Below are 16,030 nucleotides of genomic sequence, written 5' to 3'. Positions count from 1 at the left end.
CTCGGGGCGGTGCCGGACGGTGCCGTAGACGACTCAAGGGGTTGAAGGGTTGTACGAGACCGGCCGTTCGTCTGCGCAACCTGACGGATGAGTCCGCACAAGCAGAAAGACCCCCTGCACTCAAGCAAGTGCAGGGGGTCTGACCTGGTGTTTCAGCTGTCGGGGTGGCGGGATTTGAACCCACGACCTCTTCGTCCCGAACGAAGCGCGCTGCCAAGCTGCGCTACACCCCGATGTCGTTGCTCCACTGTCCCGCTGTTCTGCAGGTCGTGGCGACATCGATTACTTTAGCGGACCGGCGGCCGTAGACGAAATCCGGTTTTCTCAGGGGCCGGGGGTCAGGGTCAGGAGGGTCGCCTCCGGGGGGCAGGCGAAGCGGACCGGGGTGTAGCGGTTCGCGCCGCAGCCGGCTGAGACGTGCAGGTAGGAGCGGTGGCCTTCGGACTCGTGGGTCGACAGGCCCTTCACGCGGTCCGTGTCCAGGTCGCAGTTGGTGACCAGGGCCCCGTAGAAGGGGATGCAGACCTGGCCGCCGTGGGTGTGGCCCGCCAGTACCAGCGGGTAGCCGTCCGCCGTGAACGCGTCCAGGGCCCGCAGGTACGGAGCGTGCACGATGCCCATCGAGAAGTCGGCGCCCGAGTCCGGGCCGCCCGCCACGTGCGCGTACCGGTCGCGCTTGATGTGCGGGTCGTCCAGGCCCGTGAAGCCGATCTCCATGCCCTCGATCTTGAGGGCGCCCCGCGTGTTCGTCAGGTTCAGCCAGCCCGCCGAGTCGAACCCGTCGCGCAGGTCTTCCCACGGGTTGTGGACGACGCCGACCGCGGGGGGATTGCCGTTGAGGCCGTGGGCGCCGCGGGCCTTCTCGAAGAGGTAGCGGACCGGGTTGCGGAGCTTGGGGCCGTAGTAGTCGTTCGAGCCGAAGACGTACGCCCCCGGGAAGTCCATCAGCGGGCCCAGCGCGTCCAGGACCTCCGGCACGCCCTCCGGGTCGGACAGGTTGTCGCCCGTGTTGATCACGAAGTCCGGGCGCAGGCCGGCCAGGGAGCGCAGCCAGCGCTGCTTCTTGCGCTGACCGCCGACCATGTGGATGTCGGACACCTGGAGGATGCGCAGCGGGCGCATCCCCGCGGGCAGCACCGGGACCGTGACCCGTCGCAGACGGAACGAACGGGCTTCGAACCCCGCCGAGTAGATCAGGCCGGCGGCGCCCGCCGCCGTGATGCCTGCTGTCACTTTCAGGGGAATCCCGTATCGCGCGCGCATACGTCCATCGTGTCAGACCCGGCAGGTCCCGGAAATCAAGGGGCGTAGGGCATTGCGTACCTGCGACAATCGCTGCATGACCACGCTCAAGTCGAAGCTGCAGGAAGACCTCACCGCCGCGATCAGGGGGCGTGACGAGCTGCGCTCCTCGACGCTGCGGCTCACCCTCTCCGCCATCACGAAGGAGGAGGTCGCGGGCAAGACGGCGCGCGAGCTGTCCGACGACGAGGTGCAGAAGGTGATCACCCGCGAGGCGAAGAAGCGCCGCGAGGCCGCCGAGGCGTTCGCGCAGGGCGGCCGCGCCGAGCAGGCCGAGCGGGAGAAGGCGGAGGGCGAGGTGCTCGCCGAGTACCTGCCGAAGCAGCTCTCCGACGACGAGCTGCACCAGATCGTCGCCCAGGCGGTCGGGGAGGCGAAGGCGGCCGGCGCCGAGGGGCCCCGTGCCATGGGCCAGGTCATGAAGATCGTGAACCCGAAGGTCGCGGGCCTGGCGGAGGGCGGCCGCGTCGCCGCCGTCGTGAAGCAGCTGCTCGCGGGCTGAGGTGTCCGCCCGGGCGCTTGCCTGCTGAGAGTGCCCTTCGGGGTGGAGGAAGACGTTCCGGTCCCGTTCCGGTCTTCCGCCTCACCCCTCACGTATACGCCGATGGGGCGCCCCCAATAGAGGGGCGCCCCATCCGCGTACCGTCACCGTCCGAGCGGGACTCGCCCGGGCGGCTTCCGCTTCAGCGGTGTCCGCCGCCGTGCCCGTTCCCGCCGCCGAGGATGTCCGGCGGGAGGGAGATGTCCGGCCACGGGCTGTCGCCGTTTCCGCCGCCGTTCTTGCCCGGCTTTCCGTCGTTCTCGTCCGGGCCCTGGTCCGGGTCCCTGTCCCTGTCGTCCTTGGGGTCGGGGATGTTGATCAGGTTGAAGTCGGGGGACGGCTTGCCGTTGAGGGCGCCGACCATGGCGTCCTTCCAGATCGGTCCGGGGACCTGGCCGCCGAAGACCTTTGCCTGGTAGACGCCGCCGATGGTGATGTTCTGCATCTCGACGTTCTGCAGGGCGCTGCCGACCCAGACCGCGCCGGACAGGTTCGGCGTGTACCCCACGAACCAGGCGTTCTTACGGCTGTCGGTCGTACCGGTCTTGCCCGCGTTGGCCCGGTCGGTCAGACCGGCCTCCCTGCCCGTGCCGGAGTCGATCACGCCGCTCAGCAGGGTGTTGATGCTGTCGGCGGTCTTCGTGGTCATCGCGCGCGAGCACGACGACTTCGGCACCGGCAGCGACTTGTCGCCGGGGGCCGTGATCGACTCGATGGCGACCGGCGTGCAGTACGTGCCGCGGTTGGCGAAGGCGGCGTACGCGCTCGCCATGGTCAGCGGCGAGATGCCCTTGGAGCCGAGGACGATGGCCGGGACCTCGGGGAGTTTGTCGCCGTTGCCCTGGACGACGCCCAGCTTGTCGGCCATGTCCATCACCGGGCACATCCCGGTGTCGCCGATCATCTGCACGAAGTAGGTGTTGATGGACTTGGCCATCGCCTCCTCCAGTGCGTACGGACCGCGCTCGGACTCGTTCTCGTTCTCCACGGTGGCGCCGCCGCTGTTCACCCACGGCTTGCCGCTGCACGTCTGGACCGACTTCGGATACGGCATCCGGTACGGCGCCGGGTACGACTTCGTCACCGGGGTGCCCTGCTCCAGGGCGGCCGCGGCCAGGAACGGCTTGAACGTCGAACCCGTCGGGAAGCCGTAGTTCGACCCGCTCATCTTGCGGTCGACCGAGTAGTTGATCTGCGTCTCGTTCTTGCCGAAGCCGTACGGCTTCGACTGGCCCATGCCGAGGATCTTGCCGGTGCCGGGCTCGACGAACGCGGCCGCCGTCGCGACCTTGTCCGTCTGGTAGACGTGATCCTTGATCGACGCCTGCACCGATTCCTGCGTCTGCGGGTCGAGGGTGGTCTGCACCCTCAGACCGCCCCGGTTCCAGAGCTTCGCCCGCGCTTCCTTCGTCTTGCCGAAGACCGGGTCGGTGAGGAACACCTCGCGTACGTAGTCGCAGAAGAAGCCCGCGCCCTTGACCGCCGTGATGCAGCCGTTCTGCGGCTTGCTGATCTTCAGACCGAGCGGCTTCTCCTTGGCGCGGTCCGCCTCTGCCTGGGAGATGTCGTGCGTCTCGGCCATCCGCTGGAGCACGACGTTCCGTCGCCTGGTGGCCTCCGCCTCGTCGTTGACGGGGTCGTAGCGGCTCGGGGACTGGACGATGCCGGCCAGCATCGCGGACTCCTCGACCGTCAGGTCCTTCGCCGACTTGGAGAAGTACCGCTGCGAGGCCGCCTCGACGCCGTATGCCTGCTCACCGAAGTACGTGATGTTCAGGTAGTTGGCGAGGATGCGCTTCTTGCCGAGCTTGTCCTCGAGCTGGATCGCGTACTTCAGCTCGCGGATCTTGCGGCCGATCGTCTGCTGGGTGGCCTGGGCGAGCTTCGTCGGGTCGTCGCCGGCCTCCTCCATGAAGACGTTCTTCACGTACTGCTGGGTGAGCGTGGACGCCCCCTGCGTGACACCGCCGCTCTGCGCGTTCTCGTTGATCGCGCGCAGGATGCCCTTCATGTCGACGGCGCCGTGTTCGTAGAAGCGCGCGTCCTCGATCGCGACGAGCGCTTTCTGCATGTACGGCGAGATGTCCTTGAGGGGCACCACCGTGCGGTCGCGCGAGTAGACCGTCGCGATCGCGCCGCCCTTGTTGTCCAGGATCGTGGTGCGCTGACTGAGTGGCGGCTGCTTGAGGTTGGCCGGGATCTCGTCGAATCCCTCGACCGAGCCCTTCGCCGCGAGGCCGAGCGCGCCCGCTGCGGGCAGCGCGATTCCGGCGAGGACTGCTCCCGCGAGGACACTGACACCAAGGAACTTGGCGGCCTGCTGAGTCGGTGACAGTCCACCGCCCGAGCGCTTCTTTCCCATGAGGGCAGCCTACGTTCTGATTCTCCGGACAGGCGTATATGCCTTGGCCTAAGCTGTACTCAACTGTCACAGCAGTACGGTCACGTATCAAGACGTCCGGCGAACCCGAATCGTTCCGGTAGTCATCTCACCACTCCTCCGCGGTCGTTCCGTGGTGGGTGAGGGCGTGTCCGAAACCGCCTTGAGTGTCACCCGGTGTCCGCTGTGACTCAACTGAAACGTCCCGGTTTGCCGGGTTGGTCGCGCATGCCCTCGGCTCACTCCGTCGGGTGATCTGCCGCTTACGCATAGTCCGTTCGGGCCATTCAAGATTGGGCCCGAAGGGGGTGTTGCGCTGTGCCCACCTTCCGTAACGTCCTCAACTGGCGGCGGTGAATATGCCGCTGCCGCCGTGGGGGAGCCTCGATTCGGGAGAGGACGGCGCCGGTATGGGCTGGGTAACCGACTGGAGTGCGCAGGCGGCCTGCCGCACTACCGATCCAGATGAACTGTTCGTTCAAGGAGCAGCGCAGAACCGGGCGAAGGCGGTGTGCACCGGATGCCCGGTGCGGACCGAGTGCCTGGCCGACGCGCTGGACAACCGCGTCGAGTTCGGCGTGTGGGGTGGCATGACCGAGCGGGAACGCCGTGCGCTGCTGCGCAGGCGCCCCACCGTCACCTCGTGGCGCCGGCTGCTCGAGACGGCTCGTACGGAGTACGAGCGCGGTGCGGGTCTGCTGCCCGTGGACATCGATGACGACGCGACGTACGAGAGGTACGCCGCCGTGGGGTGAGGGAGCCGAGCTCCTTCCAGGGCGTCCGAGGGGTGCGAGCCGTGTGGTGGCCCGCGCCTCGGGAGGCGTCCGTACGGCTCACGCAGCTCCGGCCGGGTCCGCACCGGCCGCGAGCCGGTCCCCGATGCTCCTCAGGCCTGCCAGGTCGTGCACATCGCCGGGCAGGGCGCCGACCTCGGTGACCGCCACCTCCGGGTGGAGCGCCGCGAAGCGGTCGCGTGTGCGTTGCTCGCGTGCCAGCAGCTGCATGCGTTCCGCGTGCAAGCGCAGCAGGCCTGCCGTGAGTTGGTCTGTCGCTGCGTGGTTTGTGGCCGCGCGTTCTGTCGTGCCGCGGTCTGTGGCCGCGGTGGCAGGCGTGCCTGTGGCAGGTGAGTTGGGTGGGTGTGCGTTCACAGGTGCGCTATGTGGGGTTTTGTCCGGCGTCTGGGCGTGCTCGTCGGCCGTGTCCCTTGCTGGGGCGGGGGAGCCTGCTTCGGGAGCGGTACGCAGCTCTACATTCCCGTCCCCCTGATCCACAATGCCGCGCTCGTCAAGATTTTCTGCGGCCGCGAGCGCCCGCTCGGCCGACAGTTGCGCGGCACCGCTGCCGTGCACCCGGTTCAGTACGAGTCCGGCCAGCGGCATGTCCTCCGCGGCGAGGCGCTCCACGAAGTACGCCGCCTCGCGCAGCGCGTCCCGCTCCGGCGCCGCCACCACCAGGAACGCCGTACCGGGGGCCTGGAGCAGCTTGTACGTGGCGTCGGCGCGCGTGCGGAACCCGCCGAACATCGTGTCCATCGCCGCCACGAACGTCTGTACGTCGCGCAGGAGCTGACCGCCCAGCAGCTTCCCGAGCGCGCCCGTCATCATCGACATCCCGACGTTCAGGAACTTCATGCCGGCCCGGCCGCCGACCTTCGCCGGGGCCATCAGGACCCGGATCAGCTTGCCGTCCAGGAACGAGCCGAGACGTTTCGGCGCGTCCAGGAAGTCGAGCGCGGAGCGGGACGGCGGAGTGTCGACGACGATCAGGTCCCACTCGTCCCGGGCCCGCAGCTGGCCCAGCTTCTCCATCGCCATGTACTCCTGCGTGCCCGCGAAGCCCGCCGAGAGCGACTGGTAGAACGGGTTGCCCAGAATTGCCTCGGCCCGCTGGCCGTCCGCGTGCGCCTCGACGATCTCGTCGAACGTCCGCTTCATGTCGAGCATCATCGCGTGCAGTTCGCCGCCCGCCGTTTCGTCGATGCCCTTCACGCGGCGCGGTGTGTTGTCCAGCGAGTCGATGCCCATCGACTGGGCCAGCCTGCGGGCCGGGTCGATCGTCAGCACGACCACCTTGCGGCCGCGCTCGGCCGCGCGCAGGCCGAGTGCCGCCGCCGTCGTCGTCTTGCCGACGCCACCGGAGCCGCAGCACACCACGATGCGCGTCCTGGGGTCGTCGATGAGTGGGTCCACGTCGAGGACGTGGGTGTCCGTCGGGTTCAGGCTCAGGGACGACGTCATGTGTCTCTAGATCCCTTGCTTCCGCAGTTCCGTGGCCAGCCGGTACAGGCCCGCCAGGTCCATCCCCTCGGTCAGCAGCGGCAGTTCGTGCAGCGGCAGGCCCGAATCGGCCAGCACCGCCCGCTGGCCGCGCTCCAGCTCGTGCCGTTCCGCGTACTCCGCGGCCTGGTCGAGGAGCGGGGTGACCAGGCGTTCGGCGTTGCCGCCTCTGCGGGCGCCGCCCAGGCCCGCCGCGGACAGGGACTTGGCGATGGCCGCCCTGGGCACGCCGCCCTGGGCCAGCGTCAGTTCGGCGTCGTCAAGGAGCGCCGGGCGCACCATGTTCACGATGAGCCTGCCCACGGGGAGGTTCGCCGCCTGCAGCTCCGCGATGCCGTCCGACGTCTCCTGGACCGGCATCTCCTCCAGCAGCGTCACCAAGTGCACCGCTGTCTCCGGCGACTTGAGGACCCGCATGACCGCCTGCGCCTGGTTGTGTATCGGGCCGATCTTGGCCAGGCCCGCGACCTCGTCGTTCACGTTCAGGAAGCGCGTGATGCGGCCCGTCGGCGGGGCGTCCATCACCACGTAGTCGTAGGCGTATTTGTTCTGTTTCGTCTTTCGGCGTACCGCCTCGCAGGCCTTGCCGGTCAGGAGTACGTCCCTCAGGCCCGGCGCCACCGTTGTCGCGAAGTCGATCGCGCCCAGCTTTTTGAGCGCCCTGCCCGCGCCGCCCAGCTTGTAGAACATCTGGAGGTAGTCCAGCAGCGCCAGCTCCGGGTCGATGGCGAGTGCGAACACCTCGCCGCCCCCCGGGGCTACCGCGATCTTCCGTTCCTCGTACGGCAGTGCTTCCGTCTCGAAGAGCTGTGCGATGCCCTGGCGTCCTTCCACCTCCACCAGGAGAGTGCGCTTGCCCTCGGTGGCGAGGGCGAGCGCCAGTGCGGCGGCGACCGTGGTCTTTCCGGTACCGCCCTTGCCGCTGACGACCTGGAGCCTGCTCACGTCTTCGAGCCTAACCAGTCCGCGCGCGGGCTACGCAGGAGGCTGTCGGTCATCGCCGGTCCAGCGGCTACAGTCGGCCGTATGACCAAGTGGGAATACGCGACCGTGCCTCTTCTCGTGCACGCGACCAAGCAGATTCTGGACACCTGGGGCGAGGACGGCTGGGAGCTCGTCCAGGTCGTGCCCGGGCCGAACAACCCCGAGCAGCTCGTGGCCTACCTGAAGCGGGCGAAGGCATGAGCGGGGTCGTCGACGCGCGCCTCGCCGAGCTCGGGCTGACCCTGCCCGAGGTCGTGCCGCCGCTCGCCTCGTACCAGCCGGCCGTGCAGTCCGATGTGTACGTGTACACGGCCGGTCAGTTGCCGATGGTGGACGGGAAGCTTCCGCTCACCGGGAAGGTGGGGGCCGAGGTCACCGCCGAGCAGGCCAAGGAGCTGGCCCGTACGTGTGCGCTGAACGCGCTCGCCGCGGTGAAGTCCGTTGCCGGTGATCTCGATCGGGTCGCTCGTGTGGTGAAGGTCGTCGGCTTTGTCGCCTCCGCGCCCGACTTCACCGGGCAGCCGGGTGTGGTGAACGGGGCCAGTGAGCTCTTCGCCGAGGTTCTCGGCGAGAAGGGTGTGCACGCTCGGTCCGCCGTGGGTGTGGCCGTTCTTCCGCTGGACGCGCCTGTTGAGGTCGAGGTTCAGGTCGAGCTCGTTTCGGCGTGATGGTTCGCTTCTGCTGAGAATTTCGGTTCGGCCGAGGCTTGTGGTTCGGCTGAGGCTTCTGGTTTGGCCGAGGTTTCTGGTTCGGTTCGGCTGAAGGTTCGGGTCGGCTCGGGACTGGTGCGCTCCGTCTCCTAAGGGCGGGGCCGCGCCGGGATGTACGTGCTCGCTGTTCCATGGGCCTCGTCGCCGGCCCAATGGCCCGCATGTGGTGCTGGTGGCTCCGCGCGCATGTCCGACACGGCCCCTCCGGTTTCGTACGCGGGCGGGGGCCGGTGGGCCGTTCGGCGGCCCTTCTGTCTCGCGCGCGGCTGCGGGGCGGTGGGCTGTTCGCCGGGGCGGCCTTCGTACTTGATCGTCTGTGGCTCTCGAACATCCGCTTGGTAGCGGATAGCCTCCGGCCATGGCGAATGGGCAGTGGTATCCCCCGGAGTGGCCCGAGCGGATTCGTGCGCTCGCGGCGGGTGAGCTGGCGCCCGCCGTGCCGCGGCGGGCCGCGACCGTCATGCTTCTGCGGGACGCGGTCGCCGGTCCCGAAGTGCATATGCTGCGTCGACGCGCCTCCATGGCTTTCGCCGGGGGCGCGTACGCGTATCCGGGCGGGGGCGTGGATCCCCGTGACGACGAGTCGGTCGTGCGGTGGGGCGGGCCCTCGCGTGCGGCGTGGGCGGCTCGGCTCGGTGTGGACGAGAAGTCGGCGCAGGCGATCGTGTGTGCCGCCGTGCGGGAGACGTACGAGGAGGCGGGCGTGCTGCTCGCCGGGCCCGATGCGGCGTCCGTGATGGGGGATACGACCGGTGAGTCCTGGGAGGCCGACCGGGAGGCGCTCGTCCGCAGGGAGTTGTCGTTCGGGGAGTTCCTCGGGCGGCGTGGGCTGGTTCTGCGGTCCGATCTGCTGGGGGCCTGGGCGCGGTGGATCACGCCCGAGTTCGAGCCCCGGCGGTACGACACCTGGTTCTTCGTCGCCGCCCTGCCGGAGGGGCAGCGCACCCGTAACGCCTCTACCGAAGCCGACCGGACCGTGTGGATCCGGCCCGAGCAGGCCGCCGAAGGGTACGACAAGGGCGAGCTGATGATGATGCCGCCCACGATCGCGACGCTGCGGGCGCTGGCCGGCTTCGACAGCGCCGAGGGGGCCCTCGTGGGGGCCACGGCGCAGGATCTTTCCCCTGTGCTCGCCCGGGCCCGGCTGGAGGGCGGGGAGATTGTTCTGTCCTGGCCCGGTCATGATGAGTTCACCAAGCACATTCCGACCGGGGGAGCCTCCGCATGACCGAAGCCGCAGCCCTTCCCGGACAGCCCCGTGGCGGGGTGCTGTCCGGGCCCGCCACCGCGCGCGCGGTCAATGTGCTGGCTCCGAACGCCTCCGCGATGACCCTGGACGGGACCAATACGTGGATCGTTTCCGAGCCTGATTCCGAGTTCGCCGTAGTGATCGATCCCGGGCCGCGCGACGACGTGCATCTGCGGAATGTCGTCGCGGTCGCTGAGGCCGCTGGTAAGCGGGTGGCTCTGACCCTTCTCACTCACGGGCATCCCGATCACGCGGAGGGCGCCGGCCGGTTTGCCGAGCTGACCCGGACCAAGGTGCGGGCCCTCGATCCTGCTCTGCGGCTCGGGGACGAAGGGCTGGGCGGTGGGGATGTCGTGGCCGTCGGCGGGCTCGAGCTGCGTGTTGTCGCCGCGCCTGGGCATACCGCTGATTCGCTCTGTTTCCATCTGCCCGCCGATCGCGCCGTGCTGACCGGTGACACCGTGCTCGGGCGCGGGACCACCGTCGTCGCCCATCCCGACGGGCGGCTCGGGGACTATCTCGACTCGCTGCGGCGGCTGCGGTCCCTCACCGTCGACGACGGGGTCGACACCGTGCTGCCGGGGCACGGGCCCGTACTCGAAGACGCCCAGGGCGCCGTCGAGTTCTACCTCGCCCACCGCGCCAACCGGCTCGCCCAGATCGAGACCGCCGTCGAGAGCGGTTATGTCACGGCGTCAGAAATCGTGGCCCATGTGTACGCGGGTGTGGATCGGTCCCTGTGGCCCGCTGCCGAGTTGTCCGTGCTGGCTCAGCTCGATTATCTGACGGAGCACGGGCTCATTTAGAGGGCCGCCCGGTCAGGCCTCGCGGGTCAGGCGCTGCAGACGGTCCTCGTCCGACAGGACGTTCAGTTCTGTGATTCCGGTGTCTGTGATCGTGAAGGACATCAGCGATGCCGGGCGGCCGTCCGGCAGCGCCAGGAGGCCGATCGCGCCGTTGACCAGCACAACGCGCACGTGCGGTGCCATGCGCTGGAACGTGATCGCCCCGGACGCCACCGCGTGAGCGCCTCGGACCAGGCGCGAGAGGTCTGTTGCCCCGGCGTCCGCCCGTAGCAGTACGTTCGGGTCCAGGACCGCCAGCAGTCCCTCGAAGTCGCCCTCGCGGGCCGCCGAGAGGAACGCCTCGACCACCTCGCGCTGGCGTACCAGGTCCGTCTGGGGAGGCGGGGCTCCCTGGACGCGGCGGCGCGCGCGGCTCGCCAGCTGCCGGGTCGCCGCCGGCGTGCGCTCCACGATCGGCGCGATGTCCTCGAAAGGCACCGCGAACAGGTCGTGCAGCACGAACGCCAGCCGTTCCGACGGCGCCAGCGAGTCCAGGACCACGAGCAGCGCCAGGCCCACCGAGTCCGCCTGGAGCGCCCGTTGTTCGGGGTCCGGGGTGTCGAGGCTCGTGACCAGGGGGTCGGGTACGTGGGTTTCCAGGGGCTCCTCGCCCCTTGCCTTGCGCGAGCGCAGCAGGTCCAGGCAGATCCGGCCCGTGACGGTGGTGAGCCAGCCGCCCAGGTTCTCGACGGCCGAGGTGTCGGACCGCTGGAGCCGCAGCCACGTCTCCTGTACGGCGTCCTCCGCCTCGCTGAACGAGCCGAGCATCCGGTAGGCCACGGCGCGCAAGTGCCCCCGTGACTCCTCGAACCGCTCGGCCAGGCTGTCCGTCGACGCTGAGCTCATCGGTGTCCTGCTTCCGGGTCAGGGGCGGGGGGCCTTCACTCCGTGCACGGCTTCGTATTCTGCCGCCAGCCACGGGCCCAGGTCCTCGGTGTACGCCCGGAGGGTGTGCGGCGCGCCCACCGGTTCGTACGCCGCCTCGGACGCCTGCCGCATCGCGTCCGCCCACTGCGGGTAGTACGTGCCGAACACCTCGGCCATCTGCGTCAGATCACTGGTCCAGCCGTTCCAGCGGGGCATGACGAGCGTGAAGCCGGTGCGGACGAGGTGACGGGAGATCTGGCGGTCCAGGGTGCGCGGGTCGTCGCCTCGCGCGATGCGTTCGCGCCAGCGCGTCAGGAGCAGGCGCAGATCGCCGTTGGTCTCCCGGGCCAGGAGGGAGTCGGGGCGGTAGCGCGGCAGGTATTCGGCCAGGTCCTCGCCGAGGAGCGGAGTGCAGAGGCAGGCCACGAACCAGCCGAGGTCGTGACGTTCGAGGTCGCTGAGGACCTGGCTCCGGCTCAGGACCAGCAGGCCTACGCCGTCGATCTGGGCGAATTGTTTGTTCAGGCCTTCGGCCAGGGCGTCGGCCTGGGCCCTGTCGTCGGCCGTCGGCTCCTCGCGCAGTGCGAGGAGGAGGTCGAGGTCGCTGCGGCCGAGGCGGGCGGTGCCGCGCGGCACGGAGCCGTAGAGATACGCGCTCGTCATCCGCGGCCCGAAGCCGGCGAGCAGACCGGCGCGCGCCGCGGACACCACGGGGCGGAAGTCCGGCTGGATCAGGCTCAGAGAGCCTTCGCGCTCGATGAATCCGCGGTCGTCCAGGCCGCGGGCGGTGGGGTTCATGGGCCCACTGTGCCGGGTCGGGCGGCTGCCGTCCCGGCATTTTCCGCGGCGGTGAACGGGTGATCCCGCCTCCCCGGAGGGAGACGGGACCCGTACGCGTTGAACGAAGGTGTCAGCGCGAGCGCTTGGCGAGGCGCTCCACGTCGAGCAGGATCACGGCGCGGGCCTCCAGGCGGAGCCAGCCGCGGCCCGCGAAGTCCGCGAGTGCCTTGTTCACCGTCTCGCGGGAGGCGCCGACCAGCTGGGCCAGCTCCTCCTGCGTCAGGTCGTGCACGACGTGAATGCCCTCCTCCGACTGCACGCCGAAGCGGCGGGAGAGGTCCAGGAGCGCGCGGGCCACGCGGCCCGGCACGTCCGAGAAGACCAGGTCGGACATCTGGTCGTTGGTCTTGCGCAGGCGCCGGGCGACGGCGCGCAGCAGGGCGGAGGCCACCTCGGGGCGCGCGTTCAGCCAGGGCTGGAGGTCGCCGTGGCCGAGGCCGAGGAGCTTGACCTCGGTGAGCGCGGAGGCGGTCGCCGTGCGCGGGCCCGGGTCGAACAGCGAGAGCTCGCCGATCAGCTCGCCGGGGCCGAGCACCGCGAGCATGTTCTCGCGGCCGTCGGGGGAGGTGCGGTGGAGCTTCACCTTGCCCTCGGTGACCACGTACAGGCGGTCTCCGGGGTCGCCCTCGTGGAAGAGGGCGTCGCCGCGCGCGAGGGTCACCTCACTCATGGAGGCGCGGAGCTCCGCGGCCTGCTCATCATCGAGCGCCGCGAAAAGCGGGGCGCGCCGCAGAACGTCGTCCACGAGTTTCTCTCCTATGTCGACCTGCATCCGGGGACCGGGTCCCGCTCCCCATTTTGCCGGACGGTCCAAACAGTGTGATCAGTCACTCAGGCACAAGTCTGCCGCACGGGCGTCGCAAGCTGTGGGGGAGGGGGCCAATCGAGGACTGATCCGTGGGGTCCACGGCGGATGTCAGCGGCTCCCTTTAGGCTGGCCGAGTGTCCAAAACGCCGGTGAGAGCAGAGGCCAAGGGGGCTGGGACGGTGACTACGGGACGTAATTCCGCTGTGGGCGAACAGGCCCCGGCCACGCCCGAGAAAGCGGCAAAAGGGGTAAAGCGGGCTAGGGGTGCCGGGGGCGGCGCCGGGGGCGCTGCGGCTTCCGCTGGGAAGGGCGCTGGTGGCTCCGGTGGTGGCGTGGGTTCCGGAGGGAAGCGTGCTGCCGCGAAGAAGGCCGGCGCCGCCAAGCCAGTGAAGAAGGCCGCCGCCGCGAAGTCGGACAAGCCTCCGAAGAAGGCCGCTGCCAAGCCCGAGTCCCGCACCGCGCTCGTCCGGCGCGCGCGGCGCATCAATCGTGAGCTCGCCGAGGTGTATCCGTACGCCCACCCCGAGCTGGACTTCGAGAACCCCTTCCAGCTGCTCGTCGCCACGGTGCTGTCCGCCCAGACCACCGATCTGCGGGTCAATCAGACGACGCCCGCCCTCTTCGCCAGGTACCCGGCCCCGGAGGACCTCGCGGCCGCGAACCCCGAGGACGTCGAGGAGCTGATCCGGCCCACCGGGTTCTTCCGCGCCAAGACGAAGTCGATCATGGGTCTCGCGACGGCGCTGCGGGACGAGTTCGGCGGCGAGGTCCCGGGGCGTCTCGAAGACCTCGTCAAGCTGCCCGGCGTCGGCCGCAAGACCGCCTTCGTCGTGATGGGCAACGCCTTCGGGCGGCCGGGAATCACGGTGGACACGCACTTCGGGCGGCTCGTGCGGCGCTGGAAGTGGACGGAGGAGACCGACCCGGACAAGGTCGAGAAGGCCATCGGCGAGCTCTTCCCGAAGAGCGACTGGACGATGCTCTCCCACCGCGTGATCTTCCACGGCCGCCGGATCTGTCACGCCCGCAAGCCGGCCTGCGGCGCCTGCCCGATCGCGCCGCTCTGCCCGGCGTACGGGGAGGGCGAGACCGACCCGGAGAAGGCGAAGAAGCTCCTGAAGTACGAGAAGGGCGGCTTCCCCGGCCAGCGCCTGAAGCCCCCGCAGTCGTACCTGGACGCCGGCGGTATCGCGGCGCCCCCGCTCGGGGCCACCGCACCGCCCGCCACGGGGGAGTGACGCATCGCGGAACGAACGGCGGGGGCACGGGCGTTGTGTTCAGTTGGACGGGGGTGCCTATGACGCATGCACACAGTGAGGCGCACGAAGAGCGCGTGACGAAGATCGAGCCCGTGCGGCTGAGCCGCGAGGGGCTGCCCGAGTGGCTCGACCCGGTCGTGAAGGCCGCCGACACGGTCGAGCCGCTACAGCTGAGCCGTTTCCTGCCGCCCGAGAGCGGCGACGGGCGCCAGTCCGCCGTCCTGATCCTCTTCGGCGAGGGCGAGCGCGGCCCCGAGCTGCTGCTCATGGAGCGCGCCACATCGCTGCGCTCGCACGCGGGCCAGCCGTCCTTCCCGGGCGGTGCCCTCGACCCGCAGGACGGCGATCCGCGTACGGACGGGCCGCTGCGCGCCGCCCTGCGCGAGGCGGAGGAGGAGACCGGGCTCGATCCGCGCGGCGTCCAGCTCTTCGGCGTCCTGCCGAAGCTGTACATCCCGGTGAGCAGCTTCGTGGTGACACCGGTCCTCGGCTGGTGGCGCACACCGACGCCGGTGCAGGCGGTCGACCCGGCGGAGACGGCCCGCGTCTTCACGGTCCCCGTGGCGGATCTCACGGATCCGCGCCACCGTGCGACGGCGGTCCACCCGAGGGGCCACCAGGGCCCGGCGTTCCTCGTCGAATCGGCTCTGGTCTGGGGCTTTACGGCCGGAGTGATCGACCGGATCCTGCACTACGCGGGATGGGAGCGCCCCTGGGACCGCAGTAAGCAGGTCCCGCTCGACTGGCGGTCATGACAGGGTGGCCCACGTGAATGTGCTGGACATCCTGTTGCTCGTCGCCGCCGTGTGGTTCGCGATCGTGGGCTACCGCCAGGGCTTCGTCGTCGGCATCCTGTCGGTGATCGGCTTCCTGGGCGGCGGCCTCGTCGCGGTCTACGTCCTGCCCGCCATCTGGAGCGCGGTGACCGACGAGGCCAAGGTGAGTACGACAGCGGCCGTCGTCGCCGTGATCGTGGTCATCGTCTGTGCCTCCGTGGGACAGGCGTTCACCACGCACCTGGGGAACAAGCTGCGCCGGTACATCACCTGGTCCCCGGCCCGCGCCCTGGACGCCACGGGCGGTGCCGTGGTGAACGTGGTGGCGATGCTCCTCGTCGCCTGGCTCATCGGCTCGGCCCTGGCCGGCACGACGCTGCCCACGCTCGGCAAGGAAGTGCGCAACTCCAAGGTCCTGCTCGGCGTGTCCAGAGCCCTGCCCACGCAGGCGAACACGTGGTTCGCGGACTTCTCCTCCGCGCTCGCGCAGAACGGCTTCCCGCAGGTCTTCAGCCCGTTCTCGAACGAGCCGATCACTGACGTCCAGCCCCCCGACCCGAAGCTGGCGAACAGCCCGGTCGTGCAGACGGCCAAGCGCTCCATCGTCAAGGTGACCGGCCAGGCCCCCAGTTGCGGCAAGGTCCTCGAAGGCTCCGGCTTCGTCTTCGCCGACCGCCGCGTCATGACGAACGCGCACGTGGTCGGCGGCGTGGACGAGCCGAACGTACAGATAGGCGGCGAAGGCCGGATGTACGCGGCGAAGGTCGTCCTCTACGACTGGAAGCGCGACATCGCCGTACTCGACGTGCCCACGCTGAAGGCGCCCCCGCTCCAGTTCACGTCCAGGGACGCCGAGCGCGGCGCAAGCGCGATCGTCGCCGGCTTCCCGGAGAACGGCGCGTACGACGTCCGCCCCGCGCGCGTGCGCGGCCGCATCACGGCCAACGGCCCGGACATCTACCACCGCGGCACCGTGCAACGCGATGTGTACTCGCTCTACGCGACCGTCCGCCAGGGCAACTCCGGCGGCCCGCTGCTCACGCCCGAAGGCAAGGTGTACGGCGTGGTCTTCGCGAAGTCACTCGACAGCGCCCAGACCGGGTACGCGCTCACCCGGGACGAGATCAGCCAGGACATCGACCGCGGCCGCACGGCCAACCAGCAGGTGGACAGCGACAGCTGCGCCCTGTGAG

General features: G+C 69.7%; 16 protein-coding genes and 1 tRNA gene. 9 read left to right on the top strand and 8 right to left on the bottom strand.

What is annotated here, in order from left to right; translation table 11 throughout:
* Nucleotides 1-159: 159 nt before the first annotated feature.
* Nucleotides 160-233, bottom strand: a tRNA-Pro gene (locus tag ACWIGU_RS08925).
* 91 nt (nt 234-324) lie between these two features.
* Nucleotides 325-1,263, bottom strand: a complete 939-nt coding sequence (locus ACWIGU_RS08920) for a metallophosphoesterase (protein ID WP_454398913.1) — start codon at nt 1,261-1,263, stop codon at nt 325-327.
* Nucleotides 1,264-1,339: 76 nt separating this feature from the next.
* Between ACWIGU_RS08920 and ACWIGU_RS08915 the strand changes: the two genes are divergently transcribed.
* Nucleotides 1,340-1,804, top strand: coding sequence for a GatB/YqeY domain-containing protein (locus ACWIGU_RS08915; protein WP_329571721.1), 465 nt, complete (start codon nt 1,340-1,342; stop codon nt 1,802-1,804).
* 181 nt (nt 1,805-1,985) lie between these two features.
* Here the strand turns inward: ACWIGU_RS08915 and ACWIGU_RS08910 are convergent, their stop codons facing one another.
* A complete protein-coding gene (locus ACWIGU_RS08910; RefSeq protein WP_454398910.1) occupies nt 1,986-4,205 on the bottom strand; it encodes a transglycosylase domain-containing protein in 2,220 nt (739 codons plus the stop codon).
* 428 nt (nt 4,206-4,633) lie between these two features.
* On the opposite strand from ACWIGU_RS08910, the gene ACWIGU_RS08905 reads away from it, so the two are divergent.
* Nucleotides 4,634-4,978 (top strand): WhiB family transcriptional regulator, encoded by a 345-nt coding sequence (locus ACWIGU_RS08905; RefSeq protein WP_199841926.1) that lies wholly within the window; start codon nt 4,634-4,636, stop codon nt 4,976-4,978.
* Between the two features lie 78 nt (nt 4,979-5,056).
* Here ACWIGU_RS08905 and ACWIGU_RS08900 read toward each other — a convergent pair whose 3' ends face one another.
* Nucleotides 5,057-6,460: an ArsA family ATPase gene (locus ACWIGU_RS08900; RefSeq protein ID WP_454398908.1), complete on the bottom strand. Its 1,404-nt coding sequence runs from the start codon at nt 6,458-6,460 to the stop codon at nt 5,057-5,059.
* 6 nt (nt 6,461-6,466) lie between these two features.
* On the bottom strand, nt 6,467-7,444 hold the full coding sequence (locus ACWIGU_RS08895; protein WP_454398906.1) for an ArsA family ATPase: 978 nt from the start codon (nt 7,442-7,444) through the stop codon (nt 6,467-6,469).
* A gap of 81 nt (nt 7,445-7,525) precedes the next feature.
* On the opposite strand from ACWIGU_RS08895, the gene ACWIGU_RS08890 reads away from it, so the two are divergent.
* The 4 genes from ACWIGU_RS08890 to ACWIGU_RS08875 all read left to right on the top strand — a co-directional run bounded on the left by ACWIGU_RS08890 (nt 7,526) and on the right by ACWIGU_RS08875 (nt 10,248).
* A complete protein-coding gene (locus ACWIGU_RS08890) occupies nt 7,526-7,684 on the top strand; it encodes a DUF4177 domain-containing protein (RefSeq protein ID WP_020129281.1) in 159 nt (52 codons plus the stop codon).
* On the top strand, nt 7,681-8,151 hold the full coding sequence (locus ACWIGU_RS08885; protein ID WP_454398904.1) for a RidA family protein: 471 nt from the start codon (nt 7,681-7,683) through the stop codon (nt 8,149-8,151). The genes ACWIGU_RS08890 and ACWIGU_RS08885 overlap by 4 nt, the downstream gene beginning before the upstream one ends.
* 400 nt (nt 8,152-8,551) lie before the next feature.
* The gene (locus ACWIGU_RS08880; RefSeq protein ID WP_454398902.1) at nt 8,552-9,421 is read left to right on the top strand and encodes an NUDIX hydrolase; all 870 of its coding nucleotides are present in this window, start codon (nt 8,552-8,554) and stop codon (nt 9,419-9,421) included.
* A complete protein-coding gene (locus tag ACWIGU_RS08875; protein WP_454398900.1) occupies nt 9,418-10,248 on the top strand; it encodes an MBL fold metallo-hydrolase in 831 nt (276 codons plus the stop codon). The genes ACWIGU_RS08880 and ACWIGU_RS08875 overlap by 4 nt, the downstream gene beginning before the upstream one ends.
* 12 nt (nt 10,249-10,260) lie before the next feature.
* Here the strand turns inward: ACWIGU_RS08875 and ACWIGU_RS08870 are convergent, their stop codons facing one another.
* The 3 genes from ACWIGU_RS08870 to ACWIGU_RS08860 all read right to left on the bottom strand — a co-directional run bounded on the left by ACWIGU_RS08870 (nt 10,261) and on the right by ACWIGU_RS08860 (nt 12,739).
* Nucleotides 10,261-11,133, bottom strand: coding sequence for a sigma-70 family RNA polymerase sigma factor (locus ACWIGU_RS08870; protein ID WP_454398898.1), 873 nt, complete (start codon nt 11,131-11,133; stop codon nt 10,261-10,263).
* An 18-nt stretch (nt 11,134-11,151) separates the two neighbouring features.
* Nucleotides 11,152-11,952 carry a nucleotidyltransferase gene (locus tag ACWIGU_RS08865; RefSeq protein WP_454398896.1) on the bottom strand — a complete coding sequence of 267 codons (801 nt, stop codon included), beginning with the start codon at nt 11,950-11,952 and terminating at the stop codon, nt 11,152-11,154.
* 112 nt (nt 11,953-12,064) lie between these two features.
* Nucleotides 12,065-12,739, bottom strand: coding sequence for a cyclic nucleotide-binding domain-containing protein (locus ACWIGU_RS08860; RefSeq protein WP_161304336.1), 675 nt, complete (start codon nt 12,737-12,739; stop codon nt 12,065-12,067).
* A 395-nt stretch (nt 12,740-13,134) separates the two neighbouring features.
* Here ACWIGU_RS08860 and nth point away from each other — a divergent pair, with 395 nt between their 5' ends.
* From nth to ACWIGU_RS08845, 3 genes are read left to right on the top strand one after another with little or no spacing between them, the layout of a single operon-like run.
* Nucleotides 13,135-14,040 (top strand): endonuclease III, encoded by a 906-nt coding sequence (gene nth / locus ACWIGU_RS08855; protein WP_454398893.1) that lies wholly within the window; start codon nt 13,135-13,137, stop codon nt 14,038-14,040.
* A gap of 59 nt (nt 14,041-14,099) precedes the next feature.
* Nucleotides 14,100-14,816 (top strand): NUDIX hydrolase, encoded by a 717-nt coding sequence (locus ACWIGU_RS08850; RefSeq protein WP_454398891.1) that lies wholly within the window; start codon nt 14,100-14,102, stop codon nt 14,814-14,816.
* Between the two features lie 13 nt (nt 14,817-14,829).
* A complete protein-coding gene (locus ACWIGU_RS08845; RefSeq protein ID WP_454398889.1) occupies nt 14,830-16,029 on the top strand; it encodes a MarP family serine protease in 1,200 nt (399 codons plus the stop codon).
* Nucleotide 16,030 lies beyond the last annotated feature (1 nt).

Source organism: Streptomyces sp. NPDC055400 (assembly GCF_053644375.1).
The sequence above is the reverse complement of the archived record's forward strand: the minus strand, read 5'-3'. Positions and strand labels throughout refer to the sequence as shown.

What these genes read in the sequence shown, in the direction of transcription:
- ACWIGU_RS08920 (WP_454398913.1), bottom strand. Translation starts at nt 1,263, where the DNA reads ATGCGCGCGCGATACGGGATTCCCCTGAAAGTGACAGCAGGCATCACG.
- ACWIGU_RS08915 (WP_329571721.1), top strand. Translation starts at nt 1,340, where the DNA reads ATGACCACGCTCAAGTCGAAGCTGCAGGAAGACCTCACCGCCGCGATC.
- ACWIGU_RS08910 (WP_454398910.1), bottom strand. Translation starts at nt 4,205, where the DNA reads ATGGGAAAGAAGCGCTCGGGCGGTGGACTGTCACCGACTCAGCAGGCC.
- ACWIGU_RS08905 (WP_199841926.1), top strand. Translation starts at nt 4,634, where the DNA reads ATGGGCTGGGTAACCGACTGGAGTGCGCAGGCGGCCTGCCGCACTACC.
- ACWIGU_RS08900 (WP_454398908.1), bottom strand. Translation starts at nt 6,460, where the DNA reads ATGACGTCGTCCCTGAGCCTGAACCCGACGGACACCCACGTCCTCGAC.
- ACWIGU_RS08890 (WP_020129281.1), top strand. Translation starts at nt 7,526, where the DNA reads ATGACCAAGTGGGAATACGCGACCGTGCCTCTTCTCGTGCACGCGACC.
- ACWIGU_RS08885 (WP_454398904.1), top strand. Translation starts at nt 7,681, where the DNA reads ATGAGCGGGGTCGTCGACGCGCGCCTCGCCGAGCTCGGGCTGACCCTG.
- ACWIGU_RS08880 (WP_454398902.1), top strand. Translation starts at nt 8,552, where the DNA reads ATGGCGAATGGGCAGTGGTATCCCCCGGAGTGGCCCGAGCGGATTCGT.
- ACWIGU_RS08875 (WP_454398900.1), top strand. Translation starts at nt 9,418, where the DNA reads ATGACCGAAGCCGCAGCCCTTCCCGGACAGCCCCGTGGCGGGGTGCTG.
- ACWIGU_RS08870 (WP_454398898.1), bottom strand. Translation starts at nt 11,133, where the DNA reads ATGAGCTCAGCGTCGACGGACAGCCTGGCCGAGCGGTTCGAGGAGTCA.
- ACWIGU_RS08865 (WP_454398896.1), bottom strand. Translation starts at nt 11,952, where the DNA reads ATGAACCCCACCGCCCGCGGCCTGGACGACCGCGGATTCATCGAGCGC.
- ACWIGU_RS08850 (WP_454398891.1), top strand. Translation starts at nt 14,100, where the DNA reads ATGACGCATGCACACAGTGAGGCGCACGAAGAGCGCGTGACGAAGATC.